Source organism: Mycobacterium heidelbergense (assembly GCF_050205645.1).
Taxonomy (GTDB): domain Bacteria; phylum Actinomycetota; class Actinomycetes; order Mycobacteriales; family Mycobacteriaceae; genus Mycobacterium; species Mycobacterium heidelbergense_A.
On the sequence record NZ_JBNMQT010000006.1, the window covers coordinates 105238 to 124453 of the forward strand.

Below are 19216 nucleotides of genomic sequence, written 5' to 3' on the forward strand. Positions count from 1 at the left end.
ATACGAGTTAACGTTCAGTCAAGAGTCCTGACGAAATCCTCAAAAGTGATGCATACTTCTACCCATGAGCGCGATGCCCGACGATTCCGCGTCACCTAATCGCCTGGAGCGGCGTAAGCAACGCACCAGGGCGGCGCTGGTCAAGGCCGCGCAGCGGTTGATCGCCGAGGGGCGGGTCAATGTCCCGGTCTTGGAAATCACTCAGGCCGCCGACGTCGGCATGGGTTCCTTCTACAACCACTTCGACAGCAAGGAGCAGCTGTTCGAGGCCGCGGTCGCCGACGTACTCGACGCCCATGGGGCGAGGCTGGACCGGCTCACCGCGTCGATCGACGACCCCGCCGAAACGTTCGCCGCCAGCTTCCGGCTGACCGGGCGGCTGTTCCGTCAGCGCCCTCAGGAGAGCGAGATCTTGTTGGCCAGCGTGCCGGCGTTGTTGTCGTCGGAACGCGGCTTGGCGCCGCGGGCGTTGCGTGACATCAAAGCCGGGGTCGACGCGGGCAGGTTCCACATCGATGATCCCGAACTGGCCCTCGCCATGGCGGGCGGCGCGCTGCTCGGACTCGGAAAGTTGTTGCGTGACGACCCGGATCGTGACGACGCGCGGGCCGCCGACACGGTTACCGAGAATGTGCTGCGGCTCTTCGGGCTGAGCGCCGAGGAGGCGCACGCCGTGTGCCAACGCCCGCTGCCCGAGGACACACTCGCCGAGACCTAGGTTGCGGAATCCACCGACTGCAGCCCGACTTTCGCGGGTCGGAGCGCGACCAGGGTGACCCCGACGGCGAAGATCAGGGCGGTCACCCAGGGCAGGTGTCCATCGGGAGCGAAACCCTCCGCCGCGATGAACGCCAGACCATACGCGGCCATGGCGGCACCGGCCAGCATGACCGGTTCGCCCCATCGATCGGGAACCGGTATCCCGAACGTCGGCAGCGGGGCGGCGAAGAGCCGCCGTCCCCACCACAGCAGCACCAGTTCGACCGCGGTCACGAGACCGAGGATGACCACCCATTCCAGCCGGGCGAGCCACCAGTCCGCCGTTCCTTCCGGCGGCTGCGGCAACAGTCCGGCCGGATAGCCGACGACCGCGACGATCACGACGGGGATCATGTGCCACAGGTACAGCGCCATCACATTGTTGTTGGCGATCGACAGCACGCGGCGGACTGGGCCGGCGCGCAGCGCTCGATTGAGCACGGGCGCAAGGGCCATCGCCACGCCTGTCTGTGCGCAGCCGAACGCGAGCAGCGCCACGGTGGGGGGCGTCGTATTGTCGATGGTCTGTCCGGGAACGCCGATCATGCTCACCGGATAGAGTTTCAGCCAAATCAGCAGTGCCAGCGCGATCGCCGACCCGGTCCCGAGCGCCGCGGCTCCGCGAGTGCTCAATTGCCGGGCGTGCCAACTGATTCCGAGTTGGTAGAGCGCTCCCCAGGCCAGTAGATAATTCAGCCAGCCGACGTACGGCACGTGGCCGGCGATCGATATCGCGTCCACCGCCGCGATTCCCACCGCGAGCGCCGCCGGTACCCTAAGACCCCAACGTCGTTGTGCGGCAATCGCAATCGGCGTCAGCGAGACCACTATCACGTATACGGCGAGGAACCACAAATGCATGGCCACCGCCCAACCCGCGTATTCCAGCACGGAGCCGGCGACGTGGTTGGCATCCGCTACCACGACAATCGCCGACACCAGCACGGCGTAGATCGCCGTCGGCCCCAGAACCCGGGCTAACCGGTGGCGAAGCCAGATCGGACGGGGCATACCGTCGGTGTCGTGGCGATGCGCCCAGGACACCGCGCCGGCGTAGCCGGCCGCCAGGAAGAACGTCGGGACAGCCTGGAACGGCCAGGTCAGCCACTGGGTCCAGGGCATGTCCACGAGTGGGTTCTGCCGGCCGAACTGCCCGTCGTGATACGTCACCGATCCGGCCAGCCAGTGCCCGAGCACAATCAGGACGACGCCGGAGACCCGGTAGAAATCCACCGCCAGATTGCGGGTGGGCCGCGCGGTGTTTGCGTGGTCCATCAGATCGCGGGAAGCTCGACGCGGTGCACAGCGCCACGGTACCCGGCGGAATGACAGGAGAACGCGCCATGAAACAGGCTCAGCTCGGCGACCTGCAGGTCGGCCGTATCGGCTTGGGTGCGATGGGCATGTCCGCCGCCTATTCGATCGGGGGGTTCGACGATGCCGAGTCCATCCGGACGATTCATCGTGCCATCGATCTCGGCGTCACCCTGATCGACACCGCCGAGGTGTACGGCCCCTACGTCAACGAGGAACTCGTCGCGCGCGGGCTGTCGGGCCGGCGAGATCAGGTCGTGCTGGCCACCAAGTTCGGCCTGATCTCGCACACGGGCCGCGACGGCCTAGACAGCAGCCCCGCCAATATCCGCACCGCCGTGGATGGTTCCCTGCAGCGGCTGGGGACCGACCACATCGACCTGTACTACCAACACCGCCTCGATCGCGGCACTCCGATCGAAGACACGATCGGCGCGTTGGCTGAGCTGGTGGCCGCCGGAAAGATCCGGCACATCGGGCTTTCCGAAGTCGGCGTGAACACCATCCGCCGCGCGCACGCCGTGCATCCGCTCACCGCCGTGCAATCCGAATATTCTCTGTGGACCCGTGACCCGGAAGAGGGAGTGCTCGACGTCCTGCGCGAACTGGGCATCGGGTTCGTCGCGTACTCGCCGCTGGGCCGCGGCTTCCTCACCGGCGCGATCCGCTCCACCGAGGAGCTGCCCGACAGTGACTACCGCAAGACCAACCCCCGATTCTTCGACGAGAATTTCCAGCACAACCTCAACAGCGCCGACGAGTTGCGCGATATCAGCGCCGACGTCGGCGCCACTCCGGCTCAGGTCGCGTTGGCCTGGTTGCTCGCGAAAGGCCCCGACATCGTGCCGATTCCGGGCACCAAACGGGTGGCGCGTCTCGAGGAGAACGCCGCTGCGGACACCGTCGAGCTCACCCCCGACCAGCTGACCAGGCTCGACCGACTAACCCCGGCCGTCGGCGGTCATCACGCCGAGGCGCAGATGGGCTGGATCGACCGCTAGTGGGTGGCGACAAGAAGCTGGTGATCGGGGCCAGCGGTTTCCTGGGCGCGCATGTCACTCGGCAGCTTGTCATCGCGGGCGCGGACGTGCGAGTCATGTTGCGCCGCACCAGTTCCACCAAAGGGATCGACGACCTCGACGTCGAGCGTTGCTACGGCGACGTCTTCGACGACGACGCCTTGCGCGCGGCCATGACGGGCTGCGACGTCGTCTACTACTGCGTCGTCGATGCCCGGATGTGGCTGCGCGACCCGGCGCCACTGTTTCGGACGAATGTCGACGGGCTGCGACATGTCCTCGATGCGGCCCTGGGCGCCGACCTGAAGAAGTTCGTATTCACCAGCACCGCAGGCACTTTGGCCATCAGCGACACCCGGGCGGTCACCGAGGACGACCCGCACAACTGGGATCAGGGCGGCGCGTACATCGAGGCCCGGGTGGCCGCCGAAAAGATGGTGATGTCGTACGCGCGGGACAAAGGGCTGCCCGCCGTCGCCATGTGCATATCCACCACGTATGGCCCGGGCGATTGGGCGCCGACTCCACACGGGTCCCTGATCGCGCTCGTCGCCACCGGGCGCTTCCCGTTCTACTTCGGCTACTCGTCCGAAGTGGTGGGCATCGAAGACGCGGCCAGGGCAATGCTTCTGGCGGCGGAGCACGGCCGCAACGGCGAACGCTACATTGTCTCCGACCGCTACATGAGCATCCGCGAACTGCACCGGATCGCCGCGACGGCCGTCGGGAAACGGCCGCCCCGCATCGGCATCCCGATGCCGGTGCTGCGCGCAGGCGCCCGTGTCAACGATGCGGCCGCGCGGCTGCTGCGCCGCGACCTGCCGTTCGCCTACGCCGGAATGCAAATGGCCGAACTGATGTCGCCCCTCGACCACAGCAAGGCCGAACGTGAGCTCGGCTGGACACCCGACCCCGTCGAAGATTCGATCCGCAGGGCCGCCCTCTTTTTCGCATCACGGCAGACCGGCAGCAGAAAGGCATGACAATGGCGGGCTCTCCCTCCAAACTGATCGACGCCAGAATCAAGGAACTCGGTGACTGGCGCGGCGAAACCCTCGCCCACATCCGAAAATTGATCAAGCGGGCCGATCCCGACGTCGTCGAGGAGTGGAAGTGGCGCGGCGTCCCGGTTTGGTATCACGACGGGATGATCTGCACCGGCGAGACGTACAAGAACGTCGTGAAGATGACCTTCGCCAAAGGCGCCGCGCTGCCGGATCCCGAAGGCCTCTTCAACTCCAGCCTCGACGGCAACACCCGCCGCGCCATCGACTTCCATGAGGGCGACACGATCGACGACAAGGCGTTGACGGCACTCGTCCGCGCCGCGGTAGACCTGAACACGGCATAGCCGGTCTGTACAGCCCCGCACCCGTGCTGTACAGTCGCTCAGCACCGATGCTCGAGTGAGAGGCCATTCCGCTGACTTCCGAGTCCGTCGAAGAATTTCGGAGCCGGGCCAGGGCCTGGCTGGCCGAGAACATGCCGCGACTCGACCCGGCCGAGGCGGCGCTTCTCGAGCGCGACGAAGAGAAATCCTGGCAGCGAGCCCGTGAGCTGCAAAAGACCTTGTACGACGGTGGATTCGCCGGAATTTGCTTCCCCCGGGAGTATGGCGGGCTCGGACTGAGCTACCAGTACAAGAAGGCATTCGACGCCGAGTCGCTGGCGTATGAGATCCCGATCCTGCTCAATGTCCCGTCGTTCGCCATTTGCTGCGCAACGATCCTCGACATGGGAAGCGAGGAACAGAAGCGCACGCACATTCCCGCGGCGCTACGAGGGGACGAGGTCCTCGTGCAGCTGCTGTCCGAACCCAGCGGCGGCTCGGACCTGGCGGGCGTTATCACCCGTGCCGAGCGGCGTGACGGGCGATGGATCATCAACGGCGCCAAGACCTGGAGCACCTGGGCGTTCGCGGCCGACTATGGCTTGTGTCTGGCCCGGACCGATTGGGACGTGCCTAAACACGACGGGCTGACGATGTTCCTGGTGCCGCTTAAACATCCCGGGATAACCATCAACCGCATCCGGCAGGTCAATGGATCGGTGGAATTCTGCGAGGAGTTTCTCGACGACGTCGATGTCGGCGACGACGCCGTCGTCGGGGAGCCGGGCAAAGGCTGGGAGGTGGCGTCGCGCCAGCTTTACCACGAGCGCAGAACCATGGGCGACGGTTCGGAGTACACCACCGGCCCGGGAATCGCCGAGGCCGAAGATGTTTCGATCGACCTGATGTCGTTGGTCGACAGGACCAGCCAGGGGGACAGCGAACGCGTCCGGGAGATGGTCGGCCGGGCGCTGGTCCACCGGGCGGTGCACGGTCAGCTCAGTGAGCACGTTTACCACGCCGTGGCCGATGGATCCCTGCCCGCGGCCGCCGGATCGATCATCAGGCTCGACATGGCCGAGGTTCACAATGTCGAGACCGACACCGCCCACGCGCTCGCGGGTTCGTCGGGCGCGGTTGAGGACGAGGCTCAGCTGCTCGACGTCGGCACGCGCTACCTGGGCCGCCAGATCGCCAGCATCGGCGGTGGCACTACCGAGATGGCGCGCAACGTGATCGGCGAGCGGGTCTTGAACTTTCCGCGCGAGTACGCCGCCGATCGCGGTGTCCCGTTCAAACAGGTGCGGCGGAGCAAAGCGTAGGAAGGCGAGCGACTGTGAGCGACCAACTTCGCGACATCCGAGAGTTGACCAACGACACCGATGCGTACCGCGACGAGCTGTACCGCCGCTGGACCGGCCTGCTCAGCTACCGTTACATCGGGCGCACGCACTCGTCGATGAACATCGGCGAGACCGATGACACCGTGACCATCCGCCGCGACATGCGAAACGAGGCAGGCGGGATCATGGTTGCGCCGCTTGCCATTTCGTCACCGGAGGGGTGCCAGACCGACATGGTCGCGGTGCCCAACCCGGTCATCGCGTCGGTACAGATCATCGATCCCGGTTACGACGTGACGAGAATCGAGATCGTCGGCTCCGGCATCGTGCACCAGGGCCGGACCATGGGCTACGGGCGCTGCAAGATCGTCGACGCCGACAACCCAGACCGGGTGATCGCGTTCAACGAGGGACAGGGAGCGATCATCGGCGTACCGCCCGAGGGCCTGGACAAGATGGATGTTTCGGGCACCGAGCTGGTCATCGAGGACTCGCCCGACCTACCGCCGCTGTGGCAAGCGTTCGGCGCCAGCAAGCGCGACGATGGTCACTGGGTGTTGCCCGCCCTCAGCGCCGAACTCGCCTCGCCGGACGCCGCCCTGCACATCGGACCCCAACACGTCGTCCTCGAGACCGCGGCAACCGACCTTGCCGCGGACATCGCCGGAACACGCAAGGTTCAGGTGGTCAGCTGGCACGTCATGTTCATGTCACGCGGCAAGGTTGGCCCGTTCCGGGTGCAGGGCACCGCACATGGCGGTGGGCCCGGACGCATCGGCGTGCGCATGCTTCTGCACGACGAGGGAAACGCCGACAAGGCCATCACCTCCGCCGCGGCAGTCTTCGACGTCGTGAGCTGACCGGCCGGGTCTATAGACCCTTCCGAAAAGCGCAGATCAGGCATAACGTCATGCCCTGAATAGGCCGATCCGATGGCGTCGAGGAGTGCGAAATGTCGGAGGGCACAGCAAAGCACGGAATCTTGGTCTGCGTCGACGGATCTGCGGCCTCTCACGCCGCCACTGCCTGGGCCACCCGCGAGGCCATCCTCCGCCAGTTGCCGATCACGGTCATGCACGCTATCCCTCCCGTGGTCGTCGGGTGGCCCGTAGGGCAGATGTATGCGGACATGACCGAGTGGCAGCAGGAAAACGGCCAGCATGTCATCGATGAAGCCCGCAAGACGGTGAGCGCCAGTGTGGGCGGGTCCACGCCGCCCAAGATGCACACGAAGATTGTGTATTCCAGTGTTCTACCGGCGCTCATCGACGCCTCGAAGGAGGCCTGGATGATCGTCGTCGGCAGCCAGGGCATGGGAGCGCTGGGCCGCCTGCTGCTGGGGTCGGTCACTGCCGGGCTGATTCATCATGCCTGCTGCCCGGTCGCGGTCATCCATACCGATGACGGTGCGGCTCCCGATTCGAATGCGCCCGTGCTACTGGGTGTCGACGGATCGCCCGCTTCGGAACCGGCGACTGAATTGGCATTTGATGAGGCCTCCCGTCGAGGCGTTGACCTTGTCGCGCTGCATGCGTGGAGTGACGTGGGGGTGTTCCCGATGCTCGGAATGGACTGGCGCGACAGCGAGACGAAGGGGCAGGAGGTGCTCGCCGAACGTCTCGCCGGCTGGCAAGAACGGTACCCGGATGTGCGCGTGAATCGATTGCTGTTCTGCGACAAGCCTTCCCGATGGTTGCTTCAGGAGTCCGAGAACGCTCAGCTGGTGGTGGTCGGTAGCCACGGCCGCGGCGGGTTCCGGGGCATGCTGCTGGGTTCGGTCAGCTCCGCGGTCGCCCAATCGGCGAGGGTGCCGGTGATCGTCGTCCGCGACACGCGCTAAACGGCGTGCAGTAGCGCCATGAACCCGAAGTCCATGTGCAGCTGTTGGTGGCAGTGCAGCAAGGACAGGCCGGGTTGGTTGGCGGTGAAGTCGATGTCGATGGCTTGATAGCCGCCGATCATGGCGACGTCTTTGCGCAGCCCAGCTGTGGCAGTCCCGGCGGTGTTGGTGATTTCGAAGGTGTGCCGGTGCAGGTGGATGGGGTGCACGTCGTCGGTTCCGTTGCGTAGCCGCAGCCGGTATCGCGCACCGAGCTTCAGCTCGAATTGCGGTGTGCCTGTGCGCATATCGAATGACGCGCCGTTGAGCGTCCACACGTTGAAGCCGTCGTGGTCCGCGTTGCGTTTACCGATCAGCAGCTCGATCGTGTGGTCGGGCGGGGCCGCCGTCGCGCTCGGCTGAGTGAAGAGCCGATAGTCCCATGTGAACGGAGCCGGCGGCACCCATTGGGGGTCGCCGGTGCTCCCCGCGTATTCGACGACGGTGCCCATGCCGTTGCCGCGGTCGTCGTCGGACAAGTCACCAAGCACCCATTTTCCAGGGTTGCTCATGGTCACGATCGCCGAAACCCGTTCCGCTGCGCCGAGCCACAGTACCGGCACCGCAACCGGTTTGGGGACGGGATTGCCGTCGAGGGCCACGACGGTGAACGTATGCCCGGGCAGCGCGAGGCTGCGGTTTTCGGTGGCGCTGGCGTTGAGCACATGCAGCAGCACTCGTTGGCCCTGCGTGACTTTGATCGGTTCGCCGTGGCCGAGCATGCGGCCATTGATCGCGAACGCGCGATAGCCGACTTCGAATCCATGCGGCTTTCCGGACGCCAGGGACGCGCCCATCTCCGCCTCACCCTTGTCGCGCAGCTCCGGGATCGGTTGGCCGGCCAGGAAATTGGTGGCCATATCACCGCCCCTGCTGAAGGCGGGCTCGAACTCCTTGAGGGTGAGAAATACTTCTTGGTCGTAGGCGCCGGGATTGTATTTCGGTTCGATGTACACCGGCCCGACCAACCCGTTGTACTGGCCCAGGCTCAGGTCCGCTCCAGGGACGAGATGGGTGTGGTAGAAGCGGAACCCCGAAGGACCCGGGGTGAAGGACAGCCGGCGCATCCCGTGCGCCGGGATATACGGGGTGCCTTCCTCGGCGGAGCCGTCGACGTCGACGGGCAGTGTCTGGCCATGCCAGTGCAGTTGTTCGGGGGTGTCGCTGTCGTTGTGGACGTCGACCACCACGGCCCTACCTTCGGTGAGCCGCAGCAGCGGTCCGGGGAACTGGCCGTTGTAGAGGGTGGTTGACACCACCCGGTCGGGCGCCAGCTCCACCGGACCCTGTCCGATGCGAAGCGTGTAATCGGCTTTTTCGGGCGGGCCTTGCCGGCCGCATCCTGCCGCCGCGGTCGCTGAACCGGTGGCCGCAAGCAGCGCCGCGGCTGCGCCGCGCTTCAGGAAGCCGCGCCGGTCCAGCACAGCTCAAACGGTAGCGCATCACGGCCACCGGGCGCCCGCGACGAGACCCTGGCCATACACCAATACGCATATGTATGGTGCGAGTACCGACACGACAGGAGAATCGAAGTGGCAGAACGGTTGGCGGGCAAGGTCGCACTCGTCAGTGGCGGTGCACGGGGGATGGGCGCCTCGCACGTGCGCGCGATGACGGCCGAGGGCGCGAGGGTGGTGTTCGGCGACATCCTGGACGACGAGGGCAAGGCCGTCGCGGCCGAACTCGGTGACGCTGTCCGCTACGTGCACCTCGACGTCACCAAGCCCGAGCAATGGGAGGCGGCTGTGGACACCGCTCTCGGTGAGTTCGGCGGCATCGACGTGCTGGTGAACAATGCGGGCATCCTCAACGTCGGCACCTTCGAGGACTACGAGCTCTCCGAGTGGCAAAAGATCCTCGACGTGAACCTGACCGGGGTGTTCCTCGGCATCCGCGCGGTGGTGAAACCGATGAAGGAAGCGGGCCGCGGATCGATCATCAACATCTCCTCGATCGAGGGAATGGCCGGCACCATGGCCTGCCACGGTTACACGGCGAGCAAGTTCGGTGTCCGCGGGCTGACGAAGTCCGCAGCAATGGAATTGGGGCTCAACGGCATCCGGGTCAACTCGATTCACCCCGGGCTCATCAAGACACCGATGACGCAATGGGTTCCCGACGACATATTCCAAAGCGCATTGGGCCGCGCCGCGGAGCCCGCGGAGGTCTCCAACCTCGTGGTCTATCTGGCCAGTGACGAATCCAGCTACTCGACCGGATCGGAGTTCGTCGTCGACGGGGGCACGATGGCCGGCCTGGGCCACAAGGACTTCTCCGCCATCGACGTGGCCGAACAGCCGGAGTGGGTCACCTAGCCCGCGTCAGGCGTTGGTCAGGGATTCTTCTTTCTTGGCCGGGGTGGGCCAGGGTGACGGGACCGGGCGTTGGCGGACGCGCTGCGGCCACCAGAACCACTTGCCCAGCAGTGCGGCAATGGACGGCGTCATCAGCGACCGGACGATCAGCGTGTCGAAGAGCAGGCCGAGGCCGATGGTGGTGCCGACCTGTCCGATGACGGTGAGCTCACTGACCGCCATGGTCATCATCGTGAAGGCGAACACCAGCCCCGCCGAGGTGACAACCGAACCGGTGCCGCCCATCGATCGGATGATGCCGGTGTTCAGCCCGGCGTGGATCTCCTCCTTGAACCGCGCCACCAATAGCAGGTTGTAGTCGGCGCCCACGGCGAGCAGGATGATGACCGACATCGCGAGCACCATCCAGTGCAGCTCAATCCCGATCAGGTGTTGCCAGATCAGCACCGACAGCCCGAACGACGCGCCGAGCGAGAGCAGGACCGTGCCCACGATGACCGCCGACGCCACCACGCCTCGCGTGATGATGAGCATGATGATGAAAATCAGGCACAGCGAGGCGATTCCGGCGATCAACAGATCGTAGGTGTTGCCGTCACTGAGGTCCTTGTACATCGACGCGGTGCCCGCGAGGTAGATCTTCGAGCCCTCCAACGGCGTGCCCTTGAGCGCCTCGTAGGCGGCCTTCTTGATGGCACCGATGTGCGAAATGCCTTCCTGCGACATCGGATCGCCGTCATGGCTGATGATGAAACGAACGGCGTGGCCGTCGGGGGAGAGGAAGTTCTTCATGCCCTTCTTGAACTCGGCATTGTTGAACGTCTCAGGGGGCAGGTAGAACGAATCGTCGTTCTTGGACGCGTCGAAAGCCTTGCCCATGGCATTGGAGTTCTTCTGCGCCTCGTTCTGCTGATCCTGCAGACCCTTCTGGGTCGAATACATGGTCAGCATCGTGGTTTTCATGGCCTTCATGTTGTCGATCATCGAGGGCATCAGCGCCACCATCTGCGGCATCAGCGTGTCGAGGTGATCCATGACGGGCAGCAGACTCTGGATGTCGTCGGTCATCGTGTCGATGCCGTCGAGGGCGTCGAAGACCGAGCGCAGCGACCAGCACACCGGGATGTCGTAGCAATGCTTTTCCCAGTAGAAGTAGCTACGGATGGGCCGGAAGAAGTCCTCGAAATCGGCCATCTTGTTCCGTAAGTCTTCGATGTCGATAGTCATGTCGTGCATCTTTTGCACCATCACATGCATATCGTTGGACATCTGCACGGTGATGCTCTGCATTTTGACCATGCTGTCGATGGTCGACTGCATCATGTCGGCCTGGCGGAGCATGTCGGCCATCTGGTCCGCCTGATACTTCTGGTTCATCTGCTGGGTGACGCCCTGCATGCTGATCTGAAAGGGGATCGAGGTGTGCTCGATCGGCGTACCCTGCGGCCGTGTAATGGCTTGCACGCGACCGATTCCCGGCAGCCGGAAGACCGACTTGGCAATCTTGTCGATGACCAGAAAGTCCGCCGAGTTGCGCAGATCGTGATCGCTTTCGATCATCAGCACCTCGGGATTCATCCGCGCCTGCGAGAAGTGCCGATCCGCCGCCGCGTATCCCTCGTTGGCGGGTAGGTCGGTGGGCAGGTAGGTGCGGTCGTTGTAGTTGGTGCGGTATCCGGGAAGGGTCAACAAGCCGACGAGCGCCACCCCGATCGTCATCACCAGGATTGGTCCGGGCCAGCGGACGACGAGCGCGCCGACCTTGCGCCAGCCGCGAATCCGTTGCGTTCTCCGGGGTTCCAGCGTCTTGCCGAACCGGGTTGCCACCGAGATGACCGCCGGGCCCAGCGTCAACGCCGCCGCCACCACGACGACCATGCCGATGGCCAATGGGATGCCCAGCGTCTGGAAATACGGCAGGTTCGTGAAATGCAGGCAGAACGTCGCGCCGGCGATAGTCAACCCCGAGCCCAGCACGACATGTGCGGTACCGCCGAACATGTTGTAGTAGGCGTCTTCTCGCGACTCGCCGAGGGATCGGGCTTCCTGATATCGGCCGATCAGAAAGATCGCGTAGTCGGTGGCCGCGGCGATCGCCAAGGTGACCAACAGGTTGGTGGCGAACGTCGAGAGTCCGATGATCTTGAAGTAACCGAGGAAAGCGACCATTCCGCGCGCTGCCGAGAGCTCGAGCACCACCATCACCAGCGTGAGCAGCACCGTCACGATCGATCGATAGACCAGCAGCAGCATCGCGATGATCACCGTGAACGTGGCCGCTGTGATGACTTGCAGGCTGCGGTCGCCGGCCATGTGCTGATCCGCCGACAGCGCCGCTGGCCCGGTGACGTAGGCCTTGACCCCGTGAGGCGGGGGCACGCTCTTGACGATGTCTTGCACGGCCTCGACCGATTCGTTGGCCAAGGCTTCGCCCTGGTTACCGGCGAGGTAGACCTGAACGTAGGCGGCCTTGCCGTCGTTGCTCTGGGCACCGGCCCCGGTCAGTGGGTCGCTCCACATATCCTGAACGTGCTCAACGTGTTTCGTGTCGGCGTCGAGCTTTTTGACGATCTGGTCGTAGTAGGTGTGGGCGTCGGCGCCCAGCGGCTGTTGGCCCTCCAGGACGATCATCACCGAGCTGTTGGACTTGTACTCGTTGAACACCGCACCCATGCGCTTGGTCGCGATCACGGACTGGGCGTCGTCGGGAGCCATCGACACCGAGCGCATCTTGCCGACCTCGTCCAGCTGCGGCACGGCTACATTGAGAACCCCGATGAGAGCGATCCAGCCCAGGATGATGGGTATGGCGAACTTTCGGATGATCCGCGGGATCGACGGCCGCGCTTTGTGTTTGGCGACGGGGATGGCGTCGGTGCGGGTGTCGGCCGTGTCTTCAGCGGTTGTGCTCATGCGGATTTCACCAAGCAGAAGGTCAGGGCGTGAACGCCGTTGACTGTTTTCTCGTCCTTGACTTCGTCGTCGATGGTGATGCGGCACCCGAGGTAGTCGCCGTCGCTTTGGGCTGAAAGGTTCGGGAAGACCGAGGGGGCGGTGGTGCTCAGGACCAGCGTCCAGGGAAGCGGTGCGCCGTCGACGCGCGTCGGGTCGGCGTTGAGATCCAGGTAGTTCACGTTTGCGTGGCTTGCCGAACCGAAGACCTCGTACTTGACGACCTTGGGCTTGAACGGCTTGGAATCATCGAGCCGCGGGCTTGTCATAACGCCGGTGTCGTGGGCGCCGAAGAACGACTTGACGCGGACCACCGCAAAGCCGCCGACAACCACGACCGCGACGATCAACAGCGGCAACCACGCGTTTCGCAGAGCCTTTGACGTCTGCACTTGGGTGATTCCCTTCCTTACCGCGCAACGGTGATGTGGTCGGCGAGAACGTTCCCCGCGCGCGGAATCGTCGCCAGGTGGGCGCGCGATTTACACCGCTCAGCAATGAAATTCGGCGATTGGTGTGATTCCTGCGCCTCGACCCCCACCTCGCATTGCGGAGGCCTCCTCGAGTACCGCAACCAGAGCATAGTACATGATGTGCATATCTTGCACATCATGCAACAATCAGGGGCGGTGTTTCAGATCACTTCGTGAAGATGCTGTTGACCAGCGCGGCGGCGCGCTCCACATAGGGCATCGGCGTGTCGTCGGGGTCTTTCGGCTTCCCGCTTGCCCACTTCTCGATGCCAGAACGCACGGCCGTCAACGCCAGCGCGGAGATCAGGGCGGCCATCTCGTCGTCGGGACGCATCGCCTGGCGGCGGACGATGATGTCGGTCAATTGGTTCTGAAACCGTTCGAGCTCGGCCAGGAATGCCGCCAGCACCGCGGGGGAGGTCTTGGCGAGTTCGAGCATGCCGGTGGCCTGCTCGCGCCGGGGCGGCGTGTCACGGAGATGGTGCGCGGCCAGGGCGATCAGCTCTGCCAGCACCACCGAGTAGGGGGCGGGTCCGGCTGCGACGAAGTCCGCGGCCAGCTCGGGCGGGAGGTCCGAGGGCCCATAGGCGATCGCGGACTCCTTGTTGGGGAAGTAGTTGAAGAACGTGCGCGTCGACAGTCCGGCTTCGACGCAGATCTCCTCGATGGTCACCTTGTCGAAGCCGCGTTCTTGTGCCAGGCGCACCGCGGCGTCGCGGATGTCCGCGCTGGTCTGGCGGCGACGGCGCTCACGCAGACCCACCTGATTGGTCATAACCCTATAGTTGCACGTTCTGCACACTTTGCAGTCAACTGGCGCAAAGTGGATTCGAATGGCTCGCGGACGGCCCCGCGGCACGGCATGGACGGCGAGCCGCCGATGCCACCGTAAACCGTTCAAAGACAACTGTTTCCGGTTGGCGCGGCGAGGGCGGACCACAGGTGATCGCGTTGGCTGGCGAAGAAGTTCACCGATATCGGAGCCTTGTCCGCGATCTGGTCGAATGCATGAAACGCGCCCGGGACGATCTCCTCGTGCACGCTCACGCCCGCCTCGCGCAGGCGCCGCGCGTACTCCAGACACTCCTGATAGAACAGGTCCAGCGTCCCGACGCCGATCCAGGCCGGCGGCAGGCCGACCAAATCTTCCCGGCGCGCCGGCACCGCCTCATTCGGGTCCGCGCCGTCGAGGTACCAGCGCCAGGCCAACTGGTTGTCGGATTCGGTCCACATGATGCGCTTCAGACCATCGCGAGTGGTGCCCGTGCGATCGTCGAGCATCGGGTAGACGAGCATCTGGTATGCGAGTTTGACGTCGCCGCGATCGTGCGCACGCTGTGCCACCGCGGCCGCGAAATGTCCACCGGCACTTGCTCCGCCGACGGCGACGCGATCGGGGTCCACCCATGGCTGGCGCGCCAGCCACCGCAGCGCCGTGTAGCAGTCTTCCACCGGTGTGGGATACGGGTGTTCGGGAGCGAGTCGATATTCGACCGCCGCGATCGCGACACCGGTGAGGCGGGACAGCTTGCGGCAGTACTTGTCGTCCTGGACGGCGGTCCCCATGATCGTGCCCCCGCCGTGGATCCACAGCAGCGCCGGCGCCCGATCGGGAAGGCCCGGCGGGCGATGGAGTCGGACCTTGACGTGCGCGTTGACCGCGACCACCGGTACGTTGCGGAGTCGGCCCGCATTGCCCATCAGCAGCATGAGCGCCCGCTGGACTCTGTAGCCGCGGTGCAGCGCATATCCACGGGGCAAAAAGGGGGCCACCTTGCGCAAGCCGGGATCCAACGCCCGTCGTGACGTGAACGGTTTGCCGGACGATCTGCTTGCCATGGGTGCCCTCTGCTCCGGTGCCAGGCCACGTTGACCATACACAGCGGAAACAGTGTCGATATAGGAATTCGCCACCGCCGGCGAAGCCGTCAGGGCCGCTCGAGGTCGAGCAGAACGCGCTTGGCGTCGGGCCCGCCCCGGTACGCACCGACGGCTCCGTCGGAGCGGATCACCCGGTGGCACGGCACGACGATCGGGATCGGGTTGGTCGCGCACGCGGTGCCGACGGCGCGCACCGCCTTGGGGGAGCCGGACAGCCGGGCCAGCGTGGCATAGCTGGTGGTGGTGCCGTAGCCGATATCGGCGTTGAGGCGTTCCAGCACCGTGCGCCGAAACCCTTGCGACAGCGTCCAGTCCAGCGCAACCTCGAAGCTCCGGCGCCGGCCGGCGAAGAATTCCTCGAGTTGCCGCGCAACCGGATCCAGCCGCGCGGGAGCCTCCAGCACTCGCGGGCTGACGCGGGCAGCGAGGTTCTGCAGCACGGCGTCGCGGCTTTCGTTGGCGAACGCGACGCGCAGCAAGCCGAGGGGGGTCGCTGCCAACAGCAGTGGGCCAAGAGCGGAATCCACTGTGCGATAGGCGATGTCGAGTAGATCGCCGTTCTGGGCGTCCCTTTCCAGGCGCGCGTGCAGCCGCTTGAGATGGGCCGGGTCAACGGGGAAGTGCCGGGACAGGCTTGGTGTGGTCATTGATTTTCCCTTGTGTTGTCGAGAAGCGGATAGGTGCGTCGGAGTGTGGCGATCCCGTCGGCGGCGGCGCGCCGGGCGGCGGCCTCGCTGCTGTCGAGGATCAGCGCGATCTCCGAATAGGGCAGGCCGGCCAGGTAGTGGTAGGCAACGGCCTGGCGCTGTTTGGGTGGTAATGCGCCCACCGCGGTGTCCAGGTCGAGATCGTGGCTATCTGCCCGGTCGGGGGCGGGGACATCGGGCGGGTCGGCGACCGGGACGGCCCGGCGTGACGCTGTGCGGGTGATGTCGATGGCCTTGCGATGCGCGATCGTCACCAGCCACGCCTCGATGTTTGCGTCGGACGGCAGCCGCGGGTAGGCCTTCAGGGCGGCCAGGAAGGTGTCCGACCATGCGTCATCGGCATCGCTGTGGCCGACCACCGCGCGGACCACGCGCAGCACCGTGGCGCCGTGCCGTGTCACAACGGCCTCGAACGGCGGCTTCGGATGCTGGTGGGCCGTCACCCCGGCATCACCGGCAGGCTCGGGTATGCATTCGCGCTCCTCCGTACGGATTAAACAACTCAACTATGAAGACGTCGGCGCGCCATGGAATGTGAGAAACGATTGGATCCCCGGCGCCTGGGCACCCTGGTGTCCGTGCAGACGGTCGAGTACGCCCCGGGACGGTTAGTCGATGTTTACGGCGACGCGACGCAACCTGCCGTCTTGCTGTGGCACGGCATGCAGTCCGATGCGCGCACTGTCGTACGGCCCCTTGCGGGTTTGCTCGCCGGCCACGGCGTCGGCGTGGTCGTCCCGGATTGGAACTCCCATGCTCACGACGGCGGGCGCGCGGACCTCGTGCGATCGGTTGACTTCGTCCGACAGCGGGCCAGCGACACGGGCGGCATCGTGCTCGTCGGCTGGTCTCTGGGAGGCGCGGCCGCGGCGGGCCTGGCGCTCGACTACGAACGCTTCGAAATCGTTGTCGCCCATACGGTTTGCCTCGCGGGCGCTTTCATGGTCCCCGATCCCATTTCGGGTCGGACCCTCACCGAGGCACTTCCTTCTGCGCGTGTCGGCGCGCCATTCACTTTGTTGCACGGTCTCGCGGACGAGGCGGTGCCGGCGGCAGCGAGCAAGGCCTTCGCCAACGGCCTCCAACACATCGGCTGGCCGGTGGATTTGGTGGAGTTGCAAGCCGATCATGGGTCGATCGCCGGCGCCGTGTACGACGCGCTCGCCGATCGCTACGAGCCGGCGAAGGGCGGAGCGGCCCAGCAGGTGGCCGGCGAGGTCGCCGCTCGGATCGCAGCGATACTCGGCCGTTGATCGGTCTCACGCTTCCGGCTCGGTCGTCGTTTACCCAGAAAGGAGGGAAAACGATGACCACACGACACACGGTGATCGACAGCCCACTGGGCGAGTTGACACTCGTCGCCACCGGCGACGCCCTGACCGGCGTGTATTTCAGGCATCACTGGCACCCGCCCACGGCAGACACACTGGGCAGCTACGTCGAGGCAACCGCCGACGAGTTGTTCGATCGCACCCAAAAGCAGCTCGACGAGTACCTCGCCGGGAAGCGCACCGAATTCGATCTTCCGGTCGTACTGACCGGCGACCCGAGCGACCGGCGAATCTGGGATCTGCTCCCCGACATCGCCTACGGCCACACCACCACCTACGGCGAGCTGGCTGCCAAATTGGCGGACGGCACCACCGCATACGACGTCGGCCAAGCCGTGGGGCGCAACCCCGTCAGCATCGTCGTGCCCTGCCACCGCGTCGTCGGAAAGAACGGCGCCCTAACCGGTTACGCTGGCGGCCTGAAGCGCAAGCGATTCCTGCTGGACCTCGAGGAGCCGGTGCCCGCGGCGGCCGGCAGGTTGTTTTGATGCCGTCGACGTGGCGCCGGCGCGTCGATGCCGCCGACTGGGACGCGGTCGCCGCGGAGATGGACGATGTCGGCGGCGCACTGCTCCCACGGCTGCTCACCGCACGCGAGTGTGGGAAGGTCCGAGATCTCTATCCCGACGACGGGCTGTTTCGCGCGACGATCGACATGGGTCGTCACCGCTACGGGCAAGGCGAATACCGCTACTTCAATCAGCCCTACCCACACCCGATCGAAGCGCTGAAGCAAGCTCTTTACCCCCGGCTGCTGCCGATCGCCCGCGATTGGTGGACCAAACTGCGCCGCGAGGCCCCGTGGCCCGACACTCTCGACGAATGGCTGGCAATGTGCCATCGCGCCGGCCAAACCAAGCCCACCGCGCTGATGCTCAAGTACGGTCCGGGGGACTGGAACGCCCTGCACCGAGACCTCTACGGAGACCTGGTGTTTCCGCTGCAGGTCGTCATCAACCTCAGCGAGCCGGGCGCGACACACACGGGTGGCGAATTCCTGCTCGTCGAGCAGAGGCCCCGGGCGCAGTCACGCGGCACGGCCACCACGCTGCCGCACGGACACGGCTACATCTTCACCACCAGAGAACGACCGGTCCGCTCGACCCGGGGATGGTCGGCCGCCCCGGTCCGCCACGGAGTGTCGGCGGTCCGCTCCGGCGAGCGCTACACCCTCGGGTTGATCTTTCACGACGCCGCCTGAAAGCCGTTTCGCTTCGGGCACCATGATGCTCATGGAGCTTTACGACGTCATGCGCACCACGCCCGCCGTCCGCGAATTCACCGACGCACCGCTTCCCGACGACATTCTCGAACGGATACTCGACAGCGCACGATTCGCGCCGACGGGCGGTAATCGCCAGGGCGTGCGCGTCGTCGTGCTTCGCGATCAGCACACCCGGGCGGCGTTGGCGGACCTCGGGCTTACCGCCGCACGCCGTTACACCGCGCAGCTCGCCAAGGGCGAGTCACCGTGGAATCCGTTGCAGCCCAGTGCCGTAGACCGATCAACGATCGAGGCGACCGAGCCGCCGCCGCAGATGTCGGCCCCGATGCGCGAAGCGCCCGTGGCGCTGGTGATCTGCCTGGATCTCGCCGTCGTCGCCGCAACCGATCAAGATCTCGATCGTATCGCCGTGGTACCCGGGGCGTCGGTGTACCCGTTCGTGTGGAACGTGTTGCTGGCCGCGCGCAACGAGGGCTACGGCGGCGTGCTCACAACAATGGCGGTGGCCGAGGAGCCACGCGTCAAAGAACTTCTCGGTGTGCCCGACACGTTCGCGATCGCCGCGATCCTGCCGTTGGGCAAACCGGTGCGCGAAGTGACGAAGCTGCGGCGACGGCCCGTCGCCGAGTTCGCTACCCGCGAGCGCTTCGACGGTCCGCCCTTTGCTTGCCGAACAACTTGCTGAACA

20 protein-coding genes are annotated in these 19216 nt (G+C 65.4%); 12 read left to right on the forward strand and 8 right to left on the reverse strand.

Translation table 11 applies throughout. The annotated features are described in order from the left end of the window. Nucleotides 1-64: 64 nt before the first annotated feature. A complete protein-coding gene (locus tag ACQI5H_RS08480; protein WP_427078952.1) occupies nucleotides 65-718 on the forward strand; it encodes a TetR/AcrR family transcriptional regulator in 654 nt (217 codons plus the stop codon). Here the strand turns inward: ACQI5H_RS08480 and ACQI5H_RS08485 are convergent. Then, on the reverse strand, nucleotides 715-2034 hold the full coding sequence (locus tag ACQI5H_RS08485) for an acyltransferase family protein (protein WP_427078953.1): 1320 nt from the start codon (nucleotides 2032-2034) through the stop codon (nucleotides 715-717). The genes ACQI5H_RS08480 and ACQI5H_RS08485 overlap by 4 nt on opposite strands. 68 nt (nucleotides 2035-2102) lie before the next feature. On the opposite strand from ACQI5H_RS08485, the gene ACQI5H_RS08490 reads away from it, so the two are divergent. The 6 genes from ACQI5H_RS08490 to ACQI5H_RS08515 all read left to right on the forward strand — a co-directional run bounded on the left by ACQI5H_RS08490 (nucleotide 2103) and on the right by ACQI5H_RS08515 (nucleotide 7605). Continuing rightward, nucleotides 2103-3074: an aldo/keto reductase gene (locus tag ACQI5H_RS08490; RefSeq protein ID WP_427078954.1), complete on the forward strand. Its 972-nt coding sequence runs from the start codon at nucleotides 2103-2105 to the stop codon at nucleotides 3072-3074. Then, complete coding sequence (locus tag ACQI5H_RS08495) at nucleotides 3074-4075, forward strand: NAD-dependent epimerase/dehydratase family protein (RefSeq protein WP_427078955.1); 1002 nt, start codon at nucleotides 3074-3076, stop codon at nucleotides 4073-4075. Before ACQI5H_RS08490 ends, ACQI5H_RS08495 begins: the two co-directional genes overlap by 1 nt. Before the next feature lie 2 nt (nucleotides 4076-4077). Continuing rightward, complete coding sequence (locus ACQI5H_RS08500; protein ID WP_427078956.1) at nucleotides 4078-4443, forward strand: DUF1801 domain-containing protein; 366 nt, start codon at nucleotides 4078-4080, stop codon at nucleotides 4441-4443. Nucleotides 4444-4514: 71 nt separating this feature from the next. Further along, nucleotides 4515-5744 carry an acyl-CoA dehydrogenase family protein gene (locus tag ACQI5H_RS08505; RefSeq protein WP_427079117.1) on the forward strand — a complete coding sequence of 410 codons (1230 nt, stop codon included), beginning with the start codon at nucleotides 4515-4517 and terminating at the stop codon, nucleotides 5742-5744. A gap of 14 nt (nucleotides 5745-5758) precedes the next feature. Then, on the forward strand, nucleotides 5759-6625 hold the full coding sequence (locus tag ACQI5H_RS08510) for a hypothetical protein (protein ID WP_427078957.1): 867 nt from the start codon (nucleotides 5759-5761) through the stop codon (nucleotides 6623-6625). Nucleotides 6626-6717: 92 nt separating this feature from the next. Further along, entirely contained in the window at nucleotides 6718-7605 is an 888-nt protein-coding gene (locus ACQI5H_RS08515) for a universal stress protein (RefSeq protein WP_427078958.1), read from the forward strand. Here ACQI5H_RS08515 and ACQI5H_RS08520 read toward each other — a convergent pair. After that, a complete protein-coding gene (locus ACQI5H_RS08520; RefSeq protein WP_427078959.1) occupies nucleotides 7602-9068 on the reverse strand; it encodes a multicopper oxidase family protein in 1467 nt (488 codons plus the stop codon). The two genes, ACQI5H_RS08515 and ACQI5H_RS08520, sit on opposite strands and share 4 nt — an antisense overlap. A 108-nt stretch (nucleotides 9069-9176) precedes the next feature. Here ACQI5H_RS08520 and ACQI5H_RS08525 point away from each other — a divergent pair, with 108 nt between their 5' ends. After that, entirely contained in the window at nucleotides 9177-9959 is a 783-nt protein-coding gene (locus ACQI5H_RS08525) for an SDR family oxidoreductase (protein WP_427078960.1), read from the forward strand. 6 nt (nucleotides 9960-9965) lie between these two features. Here the strand turns inward: ACQI5H_RS08525 and ACQI5H_RS08530 are convergent, their stop codons facing one another. The 6 genes from ACQI5H_RS08530 to ACQI5H_RS08555 all read right to left on the reverse strand — a co-directional run bounded on the left by ACQI5H_RS08530 (nucleotide 9966) and on the right by ACQI5H_RS08555 (nucleotide 16415). Continuing rightward, nucleotides 9966-12872 (reverse strand): RND family transporter, encoded by a 2907-nt coding sequence (locus tag ACQI5H_RS08530; RefSeq protein ID WP_427078961.1) that lies wholly within the window; start codon nucleotides 12870-12872, stop codon nucleotides 9966-9968. Next, nucleotides 12869-13285 (reverse strand): MmpS family transport accessory protein, encoded by a 417-nt coding sequence (locus ACQI5H_RS08535; RefSeq protein WP_427079118.1) that lies wholly within the window; start codon nucleotides 13283-13285, stop codon nucleotides 12869-12871. Before ACQI5H_RS08535 ends, ACQI5H_RS08530 begins: the two co-directional genes overlap by 4 nt. Nucleotides 13286-13550: 265 nt before the next feature. Next, the gene (locus ACQI5H_RS08540) at nucleotides 13551-14159 is read right to left on the reverse strand and encodes a TetR/AcrR family transcriptional regulator (protein ID WP_076058626.1); all 609 of its coding nucleotides are present in this window, start codon (nucleotides 14157-14159) and stop codon (nucleotides 13551-13553) included. Between the two features lie 122 nt (nucleotides 14160-14281). Then, nucleotides 14282-15223, reverse strand: coding sequence for an alpha/beta hydrolase (locus ACQI5H_RS08545; RefSeq protein WP_427078962.1), 942 nt, complete (start codon nucleotides 15221-15223; stop codon nucleotides 14282-14284). An 89-nt stretch (nucleotides 15224-15312) separates the two neighbouring features. Further along, a complete protein-coding gene (locus tag ACQI5H_RS08550) occupies nucleotides 15313-15912 on the reverse strand; it encodes a methylated-DNA--[protein]-cysteine S-methyltransferase (protein ID WP_427078963.1) in 600 nt (199 codons plus the stop codon). Then, complete coding sequence (locus ACQI5H_RS08555; RefSeq protein WP_427078964.1) at nucleotides 15909-16415, reverse strand: RNA polymerase sigma factor; 507 nt, start codon at nucleotides 16413-16415, stop codon at nucleotides 15909-15911. Before ACQI5H_RS08555 ends, ACQI5H_RS08550 begins: the two co-directional genes overlap by 4 nt. 135 nt (nucleotides 16416-16550) lie before the next feature. Here ACQI5H_RS08555 and ACQI5H_RS08560 point away from each other — a divergent pair, with 135 nt between their 5' ends. From ACQI5H_RS08560 to ACQI5H_RS08575, 4 genes are read left to right on the forward strand one after another with little or no spacing between them, the layout of a single operon-like run. After that, entirely contained in the window at nucleotides 16551-17225 is a 675-nt protein-coding gene (locus ACQI5H_RS08560; protein ID WP_427079119.1) for an alpha/beta hydrolase family protein, read from the forward strand. A gap of 53 nt (nucleotides 17226-17278) precedes the next feature. After that, the gene (locus ACQI5H_RS08565) at nucleotides 17279-17791 is read left to right on the forward strand and encodes a methylated-DNA--[protein]-cysteine S-methyltransferase (protein WP_427078965.1); all 513 of its coding nucleotides are present in this window, start codon (nucleotides 17279-17281) and stop codon (nucleotides 17789-17791) included. Continuing rightward, a complete protein-coding gene (locus tag ACQI5H_RS08570; protein WP_427078966.1) occupies nucleotides 17791-18504 on the forward strand; it encodes a 2OG-Fe(II) oxygenase in 714 nt (237 codons plus the stop codon). Before ACQI5H_RS08565 ends, ACQI5H_RS08570 begins: the two co-directional genes overlap by 1 nt. Nucleotides 18505-18535: 31 nt before the next feature. Beyond that, entirely contained in the window at nucleotides 18536-19213 is a 678-nt protein-coding gene (locus ACQI5H_RS08575; protein ID WP_427078967.1) for a nitroreductase family protein, read from the forward strand. The last annotated feature ends 3 nt before the right edge of the window (nucleotides 19214-19216 follow it).